The organism is Stutzerimonas kunmingensis (genome assembly GCF_002929225.1).
In the GTDB taxonomy this organism is placed as follows: domain Bacteria; phylum Pseudomonadota; class Gammaproteobacteria; order Pseudomonadales; family Pseudomonadaceae; genus Stutzerimonas.
The window spans coordinates 155,227-170,844 of the sequence record NZ_PISM01000020.1 but is presented as its reverse complement, the minus strand read 5'-3'; the positions used below and the strand labels follow the sequence as shown (position 1 = coordinate 170,844).

The following is a 15,618-nucleotide window of genomic DNA, read 5'->3' as shown; positions in this document are numbered from 1 at the left end:
CCCTGCTAGCATCAATCTGGACTCCATCCCCCTAAATAGGCACCCGTTTGCAGAAGATGAGCGCCACCACGTCCTCGTCTCCCGGTTCAGTGACCATCGAACAGGGCACGTCGCCGTTGCGCGCGCGCATCGCTGGTGACTGGACGCTCGCTCATTACGCGACGTTGCTGCGTGAGGTTAAACGACTAAGGGAGAGGATCGACGAGCGCAGCCCGGTCGAACTGAGTGAGCTAGGCGCGCTCGATACGGCCGGTGCGGGCCTGCTGGTGGAGCTGCTGGGCGCAGAGCGCATCGCCGCCATCGAAGCCTGGGCGCCGCAGTTGCCAGCCGAGCGCCTGGCGCTGCTGCGCACCGTAGCGGCGGCGCTGGATCAGCCGGAAGCGGCCGAACCCGTGCGCGGCTACGCATTCGGCGACATTCTGGCCCACATCGGTGGCACGGTTGCCGCCGTGTGGAAGCAACAGCGCATGTTGCTGGGCTTTATCGGCCTGACCCTGCAAACCCTGCTAGTGACCCTGCCGCGACCGCGGCGCTGGCGAATGACGTCGCTAGCGGTGCATGTCGAGCAGACCGGTCTGGACGCCGTGCCAATCGTTGCGTTACTGACCTTTCTGGTCGGCGCGGTGGTGGCGTTTCTAGGCGCCACAGTGCTCGCCGATTTCGGTGCGACCATCTACACCGTCAACCTGGTGGGCTTTTCCTTCCTGCGCGAGTTCGGTGTGCTGCTGGCGGCGATTCTGCTTGCCGGGCGCAGCGCCAGCGCCTTCGCTGCGCAGATCGGTTCGATGAAATCGAACGAGGAGATCGACGCGATCCGCACCCTAGGTTTGAGCCCCATCGAGCTATTGGTGCTGCCGCGAGTGCTGGCGATGCTGATCACGCTGCCGATCCTGACCTTCGTCGGCATGCTCAGCGGCATCGCTGGCGGGCTGGTGGTGTGCGTCCTGGCGCTGGACATCTCGCCAACGATGTTCTTCAACATCATGGCGCGCGACATCGCCGTCAGCCATTTTCTGGTCGGGCTGGGCAAGGCCCCGGTGTTCGCCTTTGTGATCGCGGTGATCGGTTGCCTGGAAGGCTTCAAGGTCACCGGCAGCGCCCAATCAGTTGGCGAGCACACCACTTCAAGCGTGGTCCAGGCGATCTTCATGGTGATCCTGCTGGATGCCATCGCCGCGCTGTTCTTCATGGAGATGGGCTGGTGACGAGCAACGACGCGCTGATACAGGTACGCGGACTGGTCAATCGCTTTGGCAGCCAGACCGTGCACGAGAACCTCGACCTGGATATTCGTCGCGGCGAGATCCTCGGCGTCGTCGGCGGTTCGGGGACCGGTAAATCAGTGCTGCTGCGCAGCATCGTCGGCCTGCGCCGTCCGAATGCCGGCAGTGTGACGGTATTCGGCGAGAATTTGCTGGAGCTGTCGGCCGAGCGCCGTTCCCAGGTGGAGCGGCGCTTCGGTGTGCTGTTCCAGCGTGGCGCGCTGTTCACCTCGCTGAATCTGCAGGAGAACGTCGCCCTCTCGCTGATCGAGCACGCCGGCCTCGAGCGCAAGGATGCCGAGCACCTGGCGCGCTTGAAACTGGCGCTGGCTGGCCTGCCGGCGGACGCCGCCTGCAAATACCCCGACGAGCTGTCCGGCGGCATGGTCAAACGTGCCGCACTAGCCCGCGCGCTGGCGCTCGACCCGGAAGTGCTGTTCCTCGACGAGCCCACCGCCGGCCTCGACCCCATCGGCGCGGCGGCCTTCGACCAGCTGATCCTGACCCTGCGCGATGCGCTGGGCCTGAGCGTATTTCTGGTGACTCACGATCTGGATACGCTCTACACCATCTGCGACCGGGTCGCCGTGCTGTCGCGCAAGCGCGTGTTGGTGGCCGATCGCCTGGAGGTGGTGGAAGCCACCGACGACGCCTGGATCCGCGACTACTTCCACGGCCCACGTGGCCGGGCGGCGCAACAAGCCGCCGACTTGCTGGAGAACTGAAAATGGAAACCCGTGCCCATCACGTGCTGATCGGTCTGTTCACCGTACTGGCGGTCGGTGGCGCCTTGCTGTTCGCCCTCTGGCTGGGCAAGTCGAGCATGGATCGCGAGTACAACTATTACGAAATCAGCTTCAATCGGGCGGTCAGCGGTCTGTCCAACGGCAGCGCGGTGGAGTACAGCGGTATCAAGGTCGGTGACGTCGAGGCGCTATGGCTCGAACCGGACGACCCGCGCAAGGTGCGTGCACGCATTCGCATCTATTCCGGCACCCCAATCAAGCAGGACACCCGCGCCCGCCTGGCGCTGGCCAACATCACCGGCAGCATGATCATCCAGCTGCACAGCGGCACGCCACAGAGCCCGCCACTGGAGGGCAAGCGCGGCGAGCCGCCACTGATCATCGCCGACCCATCGCCGCTGAGCGCGCTGCTGGAGAACGGCGAAGACCTGATGACCAACATCAACAACCTGCTGCGCAGCGCCAACCTGATGCTCTCCGAGGACAACGCCGAGCGCATCGGCCGCACCCTGGCCAACCTGGAACAGGCGACCAACGTGCTCGCCGAGCAACGCGGCGACCTCAGCGAAGCGCTGACCCAGCTCGGGCAACTGGGGCAGCAGACCAACACCGCACTGGCGGAAATCACCCGCCTGACGCAGAACGCCAATGGCCTGATCGCTAATGAAGGACGCCAACTGCTGAGCAGCGCGGGCGAATCGATGGCCGCGCTGGAGCGTGTCACGTCGCGCATGGACTCGCTGCTGTCCGACAACCAGGGCGCGCTGAACAACGGCCTGCAGGGCTTCAGTGATCTGGGCCCGGCAATCAACGAACTGCGCGGCACGCTCGGCGCGCTGCGCCGGGTCACCCAGCGCCTCGAAGACAACCCGAGCGGTTTCCTGCTCGGCCGCGAGAAGATCCAGGAGTTCACCCCATGAGCCGTCTTGCGCTGATCCGCCCCTTCGCCCTCGCGACGCTGCTCGGCGCGCTCTCGGCCTGCACGCTGCTGCCCGAGGCGGAACCGATCAGGGTCTACCTGCTGCCGACCGCGGACGCACCTGCAAACCAGGCCGCCGCGCCGCTGCAGCAGGCGCTGCGCATCCACACCCCACATGCCAGCCGCATCCTCGCCGGGCCGCGCATCGCCGTGGTGCCGGAAGGCAATCAGATCAGCAGCTACCAGGGAGCGCGTTGGGGCGATGCAGCGCCGACGCTGCTGCGTGATCGGCTGATCGAACAGTTCAGGCAGAGCGGACCGACGCCGGTGAGCAGCGACGACAGCAACCTGCCCGCCGATCTCGAGCTGTTCAGCGAACTGCGGGCATTTCAGAGCCAGTACGTCGATGGCCGTCCGCAGGTGCTGGTCCGCCTGGACGCCCAGCTGGTATCCGCGGTCGATCAGCGCATCATCGCCAGTCGCCGCTTCGATATCCGCCAGGCCAGCGAAGACCCTCAGCTGAACAATGTGGTGGAGGCCTTCGGCCGCGCCAGCGATGAGCTCAGCCAGCAGCTCCAGCGCTGGATCGAGCAGGTAGCAAAAAGCCAGCCCGAGCAATGAATTGCGGCGAAACGGTCATATAACGGCGGTAAACAGCGATTTCATTGACCCAGGCTAAACACTTCTTCAGCCTGATCGCTTAGCATGCGAACCATCGCTTCACCATAAGGACGAGCCATGAAAGCGCCAGCCCGGAAAACCCTTCGCAGAATCCTGATCGTGGTCGTTGCGCTCGTCGTCATTGGCGTGCTGGCCTGGTCGGAGCTGCGCACGGACGGGCTGGGCGACGGCTTCGCCAGCGGCAACGGACGCATCGAAGCCACCGAGATCGACGTAGCCACCAAGCTTGGCGGGCGCATCCGCGAGATCGCCGTCGACGAAGGCGATTTCGTCCAGCCCGGCCAGGTGATCGCGCGCATGGACACCGAGGTGTTGGAGGCGCAGCTCAACCAGGCCCGGGCCCAGGTGCGCCAGGCCGAGAATGCCATCCTCACCGCCCAGGCGCTGGTCGCCCAACGCGAAAGCGAGAAGGCCACCGCCGAAGCCGTGGTGCACCAGCGCCGCGCCGAGCTGACTGCCGCGCAGAAGCGTCATCAGCGCACCGAGACCCTGGTCGCGCGCAATGTCATGGCCCGCCAGCAGTTGGATGACGACCTCGCCGCGATGCAGAGCGCCCAGGCCGCGCTGGCCGCCTCGCGGGCGCAGGTGCTGTCCGCCGATGCCGGCATCGCCGCGGCGAAATCCCAGGTGATCGAGGCGCAATCGGCGCTGGAAGCCGCCCAGGCCAGCGTCGTGCGACTGCAGGCGGACATCAGCGACAGCGAGTTGAAGACCGATCGCGTGGCGCGGGTGCAGTACCGCGTGGCACAGCCGGGCGAGGTGTTGGGTGCCGGCGGCAAGCTGCTCAATCTGGTCGACCTGGCCGACGTCTACATGACCTTCTTCCTCCCCGAGCGCCAGGCCGGCCGGGTGGCGATGGGCAGCGAGGTGCGCCTGGTGATCGATGCGGCGCCACAGTACGTGATTCCCGCCAAGGTCACCTACGTCGCCAGCGTCGCGCAGTTCACGCCGAAGACGGTGGAAACCGAAAGCGAGCGCGAGAAGCTGATGTTCCGGGTCAAGGCGCGGATCGACCCGGAACTCCTGAGAAAACATATGGAGCAGGTCAAGACCGGGCTGCCCGGAATGGCCTATCTGAAGCTTGACGCTGACGCCGAATGGCCGGCGCACCTGCAGATCAATGTCGGCAAATGAACCAGTCTCCTGACCCGGTCGCCGAGATCAGCGGAGTCAGCCTGCAGTACGGCAAGACCCGCGCGCTGGACGACCTCAGCCTGTCGCTGCCGGCGCGCTGCATGGTCGGCCTGATCGGCCCGGACGGGGTCGGCAAGTCGAGCCTGCTGGCGCTGATCGCCGGTGCGCGCAAATTGCAGCAGGGCCATGTGCAGGTGCTCGACGGCGACATGGGCGATGCCGGCCACCGCCGCGCGGTCTACCCGCGCATCGCCTACATGCCCCAGGGGCTGGGCAAGAACCTCTACCCGACGCTGACGGTGTTCGAGAACCTCGAGTTCTTCGGCCGGCTGTTCGGTCAGGACGCCGAAGAGCGCCACTGGCGCATCGCCGAACTGACCCGCAGCACGGGCCTCGCGCCGTTCGTCGAGCGCCCGGCGGGAAAGCTCTCCGGCGGCATGAAGCAGAAGCTCGGCCTCTGCTGCGCGCTGATCCACGACCCCGACCTGCTGATCCTCGACGAGCCCACCACCGGCGTCGACCCGCTGTCGCGCGCGCAATTCTGGGAGCTGATCGAGCGCATCCGTTCCGAGCGGCCACAGATGAGCGTACTGGTCGCCACCGCCTACATGGATGAGGCGCAACGTTTCGATCACCTGGTGGCGATGGACGCCGGCCAAGTGCTGGCCACCGGCACACCGGCCGAGCTCCTGGCGCGCACCGGCAGCGACTCGCTGGAGCAGGCCTTTATCCGCCTCCTGCCGGAAGCCAAGCGCAGCCAGCACCGCGAACTGGTCATTCCGCCACAGCCGCACAGTGACAGCTTCGCCATCGAAGCCCATGGCTTGACCATGCGCTTCGGTGATTTCGTCGCGGTGGACCAGGTCAATTTCCGCATCTCCCGCGGCGAAATCTTCGGCTTTCTAGGCTCCAACGGCTGCGGCAAGACCACCACCATGAAGATGCTCACCGGCCTGCTGCCGGCCAGCGAGGGCGAGGCGCTGCTGTTCGGCAAACCGGTGGACCCGCACGACATGCAGACCCGCCAACGCGTCGGCTACATGTCCCAGGCCTTCTCGCTGTACAGCGAGCTGACGGTGCGGCAGAACCTCGACCTGCATGCACGACTGTTTCACCTGCCGGCCGAAAGGCGCGGGCCGCGCGTGCAGGAGATGCTCACCCGCTTCGACCTCACCGGCGATGCCGATAGCCTGCCGAGCAGCCTGCCGCTGGGCGTGCGCCAGCGCCTGTCGCTGGCCGTGGCGGTGATCCACAACCCGGAAATGCTGATCCTCGACGAGCCCACCTCCGGGGTCGATCCGGTGGCACGCGATGGCTTCTGGGAGTTGCTGGTGCAGCTGTCGCGCGAGGACGGCGTGACCATCTTCATCTCCACCCACTTCATGAACGAGGCACTTCGCTGCGACCGCATCTCGCTGATGCATGCCGGACGGGTGCTCGATAGCGACACGCCGCAGGCGCTGATGGCCAAGCGCGGCCTGCCGACGCTGGAAGAGACCTTCATCGCCTACCTGGAAGAGGCCGCCGCCGCGCATGCCGCCGACCAGCCAGCAGCGACAACCGCCGCAACGGGAAATCCCACCCAGCCGACCGGCAATAACGGCCGCCAGGCCCGCTTCAGCCTGCGCCGCTTGCTCAGCTACAGCCGGCGCGAAGCCATGGAGCTGCGCCGTGACCCGATCCGCGCGACCCTGGCGATGCTCGGCAGCGTGATCCTGATGTTCATCATGGGCTATGGCGTCAGCTTCGATGTGGAGAACCTGACGTTCGCCGTGCTCGACCGCGACCAGACCACCACCAGCCAGCACTACCTGCTGAACATGGCCGGCTCGCGCTATTTCATCGAGAAGCCGCCGCTGTCCAGCCATGCCGAACTCGACCAGCGCCTGCGCAGCGGTGACATCAGCCTGGCGGTGGAGATCCCGCCGAATTTCGGCCGCGACCTCAAGCGCGGCGCCGTGCCGCAAGTCGCGTTCTGGATCGATGGCGCCATGCCGATGCGCGCCGACACCATCAAGGGCTATGTGCAAGGCATCCACCTGAGCTACCTGCAGCAGCTGGCCCGCGAGGCGGGCGTCGACGGGCAGCTGACACCGGCTGACGTGGCCATTCGTTATCGCTACAACCCGGACGTGCAGAGCCTGCCAGCCATGGCACCGGCGATGATCCCGCTGCTCCTGATGATGATCCCGGCGATGCTCACCGCCCTCGGCGTGGTGCGCGAAAAGGAACTGGGCTCGATCACCAATTTCTACGTCACGCCGACCACCCGCCTGGAATTCCTCCTCGGCAAGCAACTGCCCTATATCGCCCTGGGCATGTTCAATTTCGCCACCCTGGCGCTGCTGGCGGTGTTCGTCTTCGGTATTCCGATCAAGGGCAGCATCCTCACCCTCTGCCTTGGCGCGCTGCTCTACGTGACCTGCGCCACCGGCCTTGGCCTGCTGATGTCGTCGATATTGAACAGCCAGATCGCGGCGATCTTCGGCACCACCATCGTCACCCTGCTGCCGGCCATCCAGTTCTCCGGACTGCTCCATCCGGTTTCGGCGATGGAGGGTGCCGGTGCCTTCATCGGCAAACTCTACCCGACCAGCCACTTCCTGATCATCAGCCGCGGGGTGTTCTCCAAGTCGCTGGGGCTGGCCGAGCTGTACCCCTATTTCATTCCCATGCTGCTGGCCATTCCGCTGCTGACCCTGCTCAGCGTCGCCGGCCTGCGCAAGCAGGAGAAATGACATGGGCGGCCTGCGACGCAAACTCGGCAACATCTTCCAGCTCGGCCTCAAGGAACTGCGCAGCCTCTACCGTGACCCGGCGATGCTGGTGCTGATCATCTATTCATTCACCCTGGCCATCTACGAAGGCGCCACCGCGATCCCCGAGGCGCCACACCGGGCTAGCATCGCGGTGGTCGACGAGGATCGCTCACAAGCCTCGCTGCGCATCATCAATGCCTTCCAGCTGCCCTACTTCATCGAACCGAAAGCCATCACCCTGCAGGAGATGGACAGCGGCATGGACGATGGCCTCTACACCTTCACCTTGAACATTCCGCCACGCTTCCAGCAGGACCTGCTCGCCGGCCGCCAACCGACCATCCAGCTCAACGTCGATGCCACCCAGGTCAGCCAGGCCTTCACCGGCGCCGGGCATATCCAGCAGATCATCGCCAGCGAGACCGCCGAGTTCGTCCGCCGCTACCGCAGCAGCGATGCCTTGCCAGTCGAGGCGGTGGTGCGCACCGCGTTCAACCCCAACCTGAGCCGCGCCTGGTTCGGCGCGGTGAACGAGGTGATCAACCAGATCACCATGCTGGCGATCATCCTCACCGGCGCGGCGCTGATCCGCGAGCGCGAACACGGCACCATCGAGCACCTGCTGGTGATGCCGGTAACGCCGTTCGAGATCATGGTCGGCAAGGTCTGGGCCATGGGCCTGGTGGTGCTGACCGCCGCCGCGTTCGCCCTGCGCTTCGTCGTCGAGGGCTGGCTGGACATCCCGATCCAGGGCTCGCTTTGGCTGTTCGCCGGCGGCGCGGCGCTGCACCTGTTCGCCGCCACCTCCATGGGCATCTTCTTCGGCACGGTGGCGCGCTCCATGCCGCAGCTGGGCCTGCTGGTGATCCTCACGCTGATCCCGCTGCAAATCCTCTCCGGCGGGGTGACGCCGCGCGAGAGCATGCCGGAGCTGGTGCAGAACATCATGCTGGTGGCACCCACCACGCATTTCGTCGAGCTGGCCCAGGCGATCCTGTTCCGCAGCGCCGGCCCATCCATCGTCTGGCCACAGCTGCTCGCGCTGGGCGTGATCGGCACGGTGTTCTTTCTTGGCGCGCTATCGCGACTACGGGTGTCGTTGCGCTAGCGGCTACGCTTCCTTCAATACGCCCGCCTCGCCAGGCCAACCGCTCTAGCCCAGAGCTTTATGGCATCACGCCAGCATCCTGTGTTTATGTTGGTAACCACACGGTTACCCAACGCCCCGAAGCGCTCGGGAATTTTTGTATCAGTGGCCGGTCTATCGTGCCGACATGCTAAGAGCCTGACGCTCGACAGCGCGCCAAGGAAGCCCAATCACTATGCGCATTCTCGTTACCGGCGGGGCCGGATTCATCGGCTCCGCGCTGATCCGTCATCTCATTCTCGATACCGAGCACAGCGTGCTCAACCTGGACAAGCTGACCTATGCCGGCAACCTCGAGTCGCTGGCCAGCGTGGAAGACAACCCGCGCTATCAGTTCCTCCAGGCCGACATCGCCGATCGTGAGCGGGTCAGCGAGGCGCTGCTGGACTTCCAGCCGGACGCCGTCATGCACCTGGCCGCCGAGTCCCACGTCGACCGCTCGATCGACGGCCCGGCCGAATTCATCCAGACCAACATCGTCGGCACCTACCAGCTGCTGGAGGCCACCCGGGCCTACTGGCAGAGCCTGCCGGCCGAGCGCCGCGCGGCGTTCCGCTTCCACCACATCTCCACCGACGAGGTGTACGGCGACCTGCACGGCGTCGACGACCTGTTCACCGAGACCACGCCCTACGCGCCGAGCTCGCCCTATTCGGCGAGCAAGGCGTCGTCCGACCACCTGGTTCGCGCCTGGCAGCGTACCTACGGCCTGCCGGTGCTGGTGACCAACTGCTCGAACAACTACGGGCCGTTCCACTTCCCCGAGAAGCTGATCCCGCTGGTGATCCTCAACGCGCTGGACGGCAAGCCGCTGCCGGTCTACGGCGACGGCGCGCAGATCCGCGACTGGCTGTTCGTCGAGGACCACGCCCGCGCGCTGCTCAAGGTGGTCAGCGAAGGCGAGGTCGGCGAGACCTACAACATCGGCGGCCACAACGAGCAGAAGAACATCGACGTGGTGCGCGGCATCTGCGCCCTGCTGGAAGAGCTGGCGCCGAACAAGCCGGCGGGCCTGGCGCGCTACGAAGACCTGATCACCTTCGTCAAGGACCGCCCCGGCCACGACCTGCGCTACGCCATCGACGCCAGCAAGATCGAGCGCGAGCTCGGCTGGGTGCCGCAGGAAACCTTCCAGAGCGGCCTGCGCAAGACCGTGCAGTGGTACCTGGACAACCTCGAATGGTGCCGTCGCGTGCAGGACGGCAGCTATCAACGCGAGCGCCTCGGCGCCCTGGAGAACATCGCATGAAGGGAATCATCCTCGCCGGCGGTTCCGGCACCCGTCTGCACCCCATCACCCTTGGCGTATCCAAGCAGCTGCTACCGATCTACGACAAGCCGATGGCCTACTACCCGATCTCGGTGCTGATGCTCGCCGGCATCCGCGACATCCTGGTCATCTCCACTCCGCAGGACCTGCCGCAGTACCGCAACCTGCTGGGCGACGGCAGCCAGTTCGGCGTCAGCTTCAGCTACGCCGAACAACCCTCGCCGGACGGCCTGGCCCAGGCCTTCCTGATCGGTGAAGAATTCATCGGCGACGACTCGGTGTGCCTGATCCTCGGCGACAACATCTTCCACGGCCAGCACTTCACCGAGAAGCTGCAGCGCGCCGCCGCCCAGGAGAAGGGCGCCACGGTGTTCGGCTACTGGGTCAAGGACCCGGAGCGCTTCGGCGTGATCGACTTCGACGAGAGCGGCAAGGCGCTGTCCATCGAAGAGAAGCCGAAGAAGCCCAAGTCTAGCTACGCGGTGACCGGCCTGTACTTCTACGACAACGACGTGATCGAGATCGCCAAGTCGATCAAGCCATCGCCGCGCGGCGAGCTGGAGATCACCGACGTCAACATGGCCTACCTCGAGCGCGGCGACCTCAACGTCGAGCGTTTCGGCCGCGGCTTCGCCTGGCTCGACACCGGCACCCACGACAGTCTGCTGGAGGCCTCGCAGTACGTGCAGACCATCGAGCACCGCCAAGGCCTGAAGGTCGCCTGCCTGGAAGAAATCGCCTACCAGCACAAGTGGATCGACCGCGAGCAGCTGCTGCGCCGCGCCGATGCCCTGGGCAAGACCGGCTACGGCCAGTACCTGTTCAAGCTGGCGGGTGAAGACGCATGAAGGTCGTCGAAACCAGCATTCCCGACGTACTGATCATCGAGCCCAAGGTCTTCGGCGACGAACGCGGTTTCTTCTACGAGAGCTTCAACGCCGCCGCTTTCGAAGCGGCCACGGGGCTCAAGCGCCAGTTCGTCCAGGACAACCACTCCAAGTCCCAGCGCGGCGTGCTGCGTGGCCTGCATTACCAGATCCAGCAGCCGCAGGGAAAACTGGTGCGGGTGGTGGCCGGCGAGGTATTCGACGTCGCCGTCGACCTGCGCAAGAGCTCGCCGAGCTTCGGCCGCTGGGTCGGCACCCGCCTGAGCGCGCAGAACCAGCGCCAGCTGTGGATCCCCGAAGGCTTCGCGCATGGTTTCGTGGTACTCAGCGAGAGCGCCGAGTTCCTCTACAAGACCACCGACTACTATGCACCGGAGCACGAGCGCAGCCTGCTGTGGAACGACCCGGCGCTCGGCATCCAATGGCCGATCGACGAGCCACCGCAACTGTCCGCCAAGGACCAGGCCGGCAAGCCCCTCAGCGAGACGGAGCTGTTTCCATGAAGATCCTGATCACCGGTAGCAAAGGCCAGCTCGCCCGAGAACTGCAGCTCGAACTCGCCGGTGTCGGCAAACCGTTGGCCCTGGGGCACAACGCCATGGACCTGGCCGATCCCGAGCAGATCCGCCAACAGGTGCGCCTGCTGCGTCCAGACCTGATCGTCAACGCGGCCGCCTACACTGCGGTCGACCCGGCGGAAACCCACCGCGAGCAGGCCTTCGCGGTGAACGCCCACGGCCCCGGTGTGCTCGCCGAAGAGGCGGCCCGGCTCGGCGTGCCGCTGATCCACTACTCCAGCGATTACGTGTTCGACGGCAGCAAGGCCGAACCCTACACCGAGCACGACACGCCGCACCCGCTGGGCGTCTATGGCGCCAGCAAGCTGGCCGGCGAACAGGCGATCCAGGCGGTTGGCGGCGAGCACCTGATCCTGCGCACCAGCTGGGTCTATTCGCAACACGGCACGAACTTCCTGCTGACCATGCAGCGCCTGCTGCAGGAGCGCGAGGCGCTGTCGGTGGTGAGCGACGAGATCGGCGCACCGACCTGGGCGGCCAGCATCGCCCGGGCGACGGCCGAGATCGTGCGCAAACGCCAGGCCGGCGAAGGCGGCCCCGGCGGCCTCTATCATCTCACCGCCAGCGGCGAGACCTCCTGGTACGGCTTCGCCTGCAGCATCGCCGAACAGCTGCGCCAGCAAGGCCGCTTGAAAGCCCGCATCGAGCCGATCCCGTCCCGCGACTACCCGACCGCGGCCGCCCGCCCGCTCAATTCGCGGCTCAGTTGCGCCCGGCTGCAGCACGACTGGGGCATCCGCCTGCCGGATTGGGAAAGCGCGCTGCATGAATGCCTGGCGCGATCGCACCCGCAACCCGCCGACGCCCAGCTGGCCCAGGCCGCGTCGGTCGGCCGCTGACTCCGCGACCAGGCGGTGCCTGCCAGGCGAACCGCCGCACCCGCGGCTCGTCGTCGTTCACACGTCGACAATGAACCGCAGCACGATCCGCGTGCATAATGCGCCCGACCCACAGGCGCCCACGCATGACCGCACCGCTTACTCCCCGTCGCCCCCGCTGGCGCAACCTCGCCCTGCTGGCGCTGCTGCTGGCGCCCCTGCTCTGGCCGTTGCAGCAACTCGCCGAGCGCTACTACCGCAACGAGCTGACCGAACAGAACCGGCAGACGCTGGATCTCTACGTCGCCAACCTGCTCGGCACGCTGAGCCGCTATGAAGTGCTGCCGCGCATCCTCGGCGACCTGCCGGCGCTACGCGCCGCCCTGCAGCACGCCGAGGAACCATACGTGCGCGACAGCGCCAACCGGCTGCTGAAGAAGCTGCGCAAGCAGACCGGCGCCGACGTGATCTACCTGATGGCGACCGACGGCAACACCCTGGCGGCCTCCAACTGGGACGAGGAAGACAGCTTCGTCGATCGCAACTTCGCCTTCCGCCCCTACTTCCGCCAGGCCATGGAGGGGCGCCTCGGACGTTTCTTCGGCCTCGGCACCACCTCCGGCAAGCGCGGCTACTACTTCGGCGCGGCGGTGCGCGACGGCGACCAGGTGCTCGGCGTGCTGGTGGTCAAGGTCGACCTGGATCACACCGAGACGCTGTGGGGCAGCACCCCGGAGCAGCTGCTGGTGACCGACAACTTCGGCGTGGTGATCCTCACTTCGCGGCCGGACTGGCGGTTCCGCGCCACCCGCGGGCTGGGCGTGGACGAGCGCGAGCAGATCGCCTTCGACCAGCCCTACCCGACGCTCTACCCGCAGGACCTGACGCTGAATATCGACGCCTGGCTGATCCAGAGCCGCGAGCTGAAGGAGACCGGCTGGACGGTGCGCATCCTCGCGCCGATCAGCCTGGTCGAACGCCCGGTGCGCACCGTGGTCGCCATCGGCGCCGCCACGCTGCTCGCCCTGCTGCTCTGGCTCGGCCTGCTGATGCAGCGCCGCCGGCACTTCCTCGAACGGCTGGCGCTGGACAGCCAGGCACGCCAGCAGCTGGAGCAGCGCGTGCTCGAGCGCACCCGCGACCTGGAGGCACTGAACAGCCGGCTCAAGGTCGAGGTGCTCGAGCGCGAACAGGCCCAGCAGGAACTGGTGCGCGCCCAGGACGAGCTGCTGCAGGCCGGCAAGCTGTCGGCACTGGGCACCATGTCGGCGAGCATCAGCCACGAACTCAACCAGCCGTTGGCGGCGATTCGCAGCTATGCCGACAACGCCCGCGTGCTGCTCGACCATGAACGCGTCGATGAGGCGCGCGACAACTTGCGGCTGATCAGCGAACTGACCGCACGCATGGCCTCGATCATCGCCCACCTGCGCGCCTTCGCCCGCCGCGACCAGCACGCCCCCGAGCGGGTGGCGCTGCAGCCGGCGCTAGACGATGCCCTGGCCCTGCTGGCCAAGCGCCGCCAGGCCATGGCCGTCGAACTGATCCGCGACCTGCCGGAAGCGACCCTGTGGGTCCAGGCGGGCGAAACGCGGCTGCGGCAGATCCTCGCCAACCTGCTGGCCAACGCCCTCGACGCGCTGGCCGAGCGACCGCCGCCGCGACGCATCTGGCTGCGTGCCGAGCAGCAGGGCGACGGCGTGCTGCTGAGCCTGCGCGACAATGGCCCGGGCTTCAGCGCAGAAGCGCTGCAACGCGCCCGCGAGCCGTTCTTCACCACCAAGACTAGCACCCAGGGCCTCGGCCTCGGCCTGGCGATCTGCGATACCCTCAGCCGTGCCCTGGGCGGCGAGCTGCACATGAGCAACCATCCCGACGGCGGCGCCCAGCTCAGCCTGTTCCTGCGCAGCGCCGAGCCCGGGGTCGCCTTTCCCACCGAGGACCATTTCCAATGAGCAGTGACAACCCGATCAGCGCCCAGGCCCAGGTGGTACTGATCGACGACGATCCGCACCTGCGCCAGGCACTGAGCCAGACCCTCGACCTGGCCGGCCTCGAGGTGATCAGCCTGGGCGATGCGCGCGACCTGGCCGCCCGCCTGCCGGCGGACTGGCAGGGCGTGGTGGTCAGTGACATCCGCATGTCCGGCATCGACGGCCTCGAACTGCTGCAGCAGCTGCGCGCGCGCGACGGCGAGCTGCCGGTGATCCTCATCACCGGCCACGGCGATATCCAGCTGGCGGTGCAGGCGATGCGCGCCGGCGCCTACGACTTCCTGGAAAAGCCCTTCCCTAGCGAAGCGCTGCTGGACAGCGTGCGGCGTGCCCTGGCGCTGCGCCAGCTGGTGCTGGACAACCGCAGCCTGCGCCTGGCCCTGGCCGACCGCCAGCAACTGTCGTCGCGCCTGCTCGGCCAGTCCCAGGCGATGCAGCGCCTGCGCGAACAGATCGGCGCGCTGGCCGGGACTCAGGCCGATGTACTAATTCTCGGCGAAACGGGCGCCGGCAAGGAGGTGGTCGCCCGGGCGCTGCACGACCTGTCCAGCCGGCGCAACGGCCCCTTCGTCGCGATCAACGCCGGGGCGCTCGCCGAATCGGTGGTGGAAAGCGAACTGTTCGGCCACGAGCCGGGCGCCTTCACCGGCGCGCAGAAGCGGCGCATCGGCAAGTTCGAATTCGCCAACGGCGGCACGCTGTTCCTCGACGAGATCGAGAGCATGAGCCTGGATGTGCAGGTCAAGCTGCTGCGCCTGCTGCAGGAGCGGGTGGTCGAACGGCTCGGCGGCAACCAGTCGATCACCCTGGATATCCGGGTCATCGCCGCGACCAAGGAGGACCTGCGGGTGGCCGCGGATCAGGGCCGGTTCCGTGCCGACCTGTATTACCGGCTCAACGTCGCGCCGCTGCGAATTCCGTCGCTGCGCGAGCGCAACGAGGACATCCTGCTGTTGTTCCAGCATTTCGCCGAAGCCGCCGCCCAGCGCCACGGCCTGCCGATCCGGGAGCTGCAGCCGGAACAACGCGCTGCACTGCTACGTCACGCCTGGCCTGGCAACGTGCGCGAGCTGCAGAACACCGCCGAGCGCTTCGCCCTGGGCCTTGGCCTGGGGCTCGACCAGTCGGCCGGCGAACCGGCTGCCGGGATAGCCGGAGGTGGCAATCTGAGCGAGCAGGTCGAGGCCTTCGAGCGCGCACTGATCGCCGATGAGCTGAATCGCCCGCATGGCTCGCTGCGCAGCGTCGCCGAAGCGCTGGGCCTGCCGCGTAAGACCCTGCACGACAAGCTGCGCAAGCACGGGCTGAGTTTTACCGATGTTGGCGGAAGCTCGCCCGATGAAAACGACTAGATGGCGGAAATCCGCCATCTTCGATGCTGGCCAAGGGTCGAACTCGCCGGCACAGACCACGGCACGTGCGT

At 66.6% G+C, this 15,618-nt stretch carries 13 protein-coding genes; all 13 read left to right on the top strand.

The features are described 5' to 3' along the window. The first annotated feature begins 56 nt into the window (after nucleotides 1–56). The 13 genes from CW305_RS15505 (at nucleotide 57) to CW305_RS15445 (ending at nucleotide 15,547) form a co-directional block, all read left to right on the top strand. Nucleotides 57–1,205: an MlaE family ABC transporter permease gene (locus CW305_RS15505; RefSeq protein ID WP_219819267.1), complete on the top strand. Its 1,149-nt coding sequence runs from the start codon at nucleotides 57–59 to the stop codon at nucleotides 1,203–1,205. Next, a complete protein-coding gene (locus CW305_RS15500) occupies nucleotides 1,202–1,987 on the top strand; it encodes an ABC transporter ATP-binding protein (protein ID WP_104098319.1) in 786 nt (261 codons plus the stop codon). Before CW305_RS15505 ends, CW305_RS15500 begins: the two co-directional genes overlap by 4 nt. A gap of 2 nt (nucleotides 1,988–1,989) precedes the next feature. Further along, nucleotides 1,990–2,928, top strand: a complete 939-nt coding sequence (locus CW305_RS15495; RefSeq protein ID WP_104098318.1) for an MlaD family protein — start codon at nucleotides 1,990–1,992, stop codon at nucleotides 2,926–2,928. Next, nucleotides 2,925–3,548, top strand: a complete 624-nt coding sequence (locus CW305_RS15490; RefSeq protein WP_104098317.1) for an ABC-type transport auxiliary lipoprotein family protein — start codon at nucleotides 2,925–2,927, stop codon at nucleotides 3,546–3,548. The genes CW305_RS15495 and CW305_RS15490 overlap by 4 nt, the downstream gene beginning before the upstream one ends. 117 nt (nucleotides 3,549–3,665) lie before the next feature. Next, nucleotides 3,666–4,742 (top strand): HlyD family secretion protein, encoded by a 1,077-nt coding sequence (locus CW305_RS15485; RefSeq protein WP_104098316.1) that lies wholly within the window; start codon nucleotides 3,666–3,668, stop codon nucleotides 4,740–4,742. Next, a complete protein-coding gene (gene rbbA, locus CW305_RS15480) occupies nucleotides 4,739–7,480 on the top strand; it encodes a ribosome-associated ATPase/putative transporter RbbA (RefSeq protein ID WP_104098315.1) in 2,742 nt (913 codons plus the stop codon). Before CW305_RS15485 ends, rbbA begins: the two co-directional genes overlap by 4 nt. 1 nt (nucleotide 7,481) lies before the next feature. Then, a complete protein-coding gene (locus CW305_RS15475) occupies nucleotides 7,482–8,609 on the top strand; it encodes an ABC transporter permease (RefSeq protein WP_041015488.1) in 1,128 nt (375 codons plus the stop codon). 214 nt (nucleotides 8,610–8,823) lie between these two features. Continuing rightward, nucleotides 8,824–9,897, top strand: coding sequence for a dTDP-glucose 4,6-dehydratase (rfbB, locus tag CW305_RS15470; RefSeq protein WP_104098314.1), 1,074 nt, complete (start codon nucleotides 8,824–8,826; stop codon nucleotides 9,895–9,897). After that, nucleotides 9,894–10,766 (top strand): glucose-1-phosphate thymidylyltransferase RfbA, encoded by an 873-nt coding sequence (gene rfbA / locus CW305_RS15465; RefSeq protein WP_102895707.1) that lies wholly within the window; start codon nucleotides 9,894–9,896, stop codon nucleotides 10,764–10,766. Before rfbB ends, rfbA begins: the two co-directional genes overlap by 4 nt. Then, a complete protein-coding gene (gene rfbC / locus CW305_RS15460) occupies nucleotides 10,763–11,308 on the top strand; it encodes a dTDP-4-dehydrorhamnose 3,5-epimerase (protein ID WP_104098313.1) in 546 nt (181 codons plus the stop codon). The genes rfbA and rfbC overlap by 4 nt, the downstream gene beginning before the upstream one ends. Next, nucleotides 11,305–12,222, top strand: a complete 918-nt coding sequence (rfbD, locus tag CW305_RS15455; RefSeq protein ID WP_104098312.1) for a dTDP-4-dehydrorhamnose reductase — start codon at nucleotides 11,305–11,307, stop codon at nucleotides 12,220–12,222. The genes rfbC and rfbD overlap by 4 nt, the downstream gene beginning before the upstream one ends. 125 nt (nucleotides 12,223–12,347) lie before the next feature. After that, nucleotides 12,348–14,156 (top strand): sensor histidine kinase, encoded by a 1,809-nt coding sequence (locus CW305_RS15450; protein WP_037042461.1) that lies wholly within the window; start codon nucleotides 12,348–12,350, stop codon nucleotides 14,154–14,156. Next, entirely contained in the window at nucleotides 14,153–15,547 is a 1,395-nt protein-coding gene (locus CW305_RS15445) for a sigma-54-dependent transcriptional regulator (RefSeq protein ID WP_104098311.1), read from the top strand. The genes CW305_RS15450 and CW305_RS15445 overlap by 4 nt, the downstream gene beginning before the upstream one ends. Nucleotides 15,548–15,618: the final 71 nt, after the last annotated feature.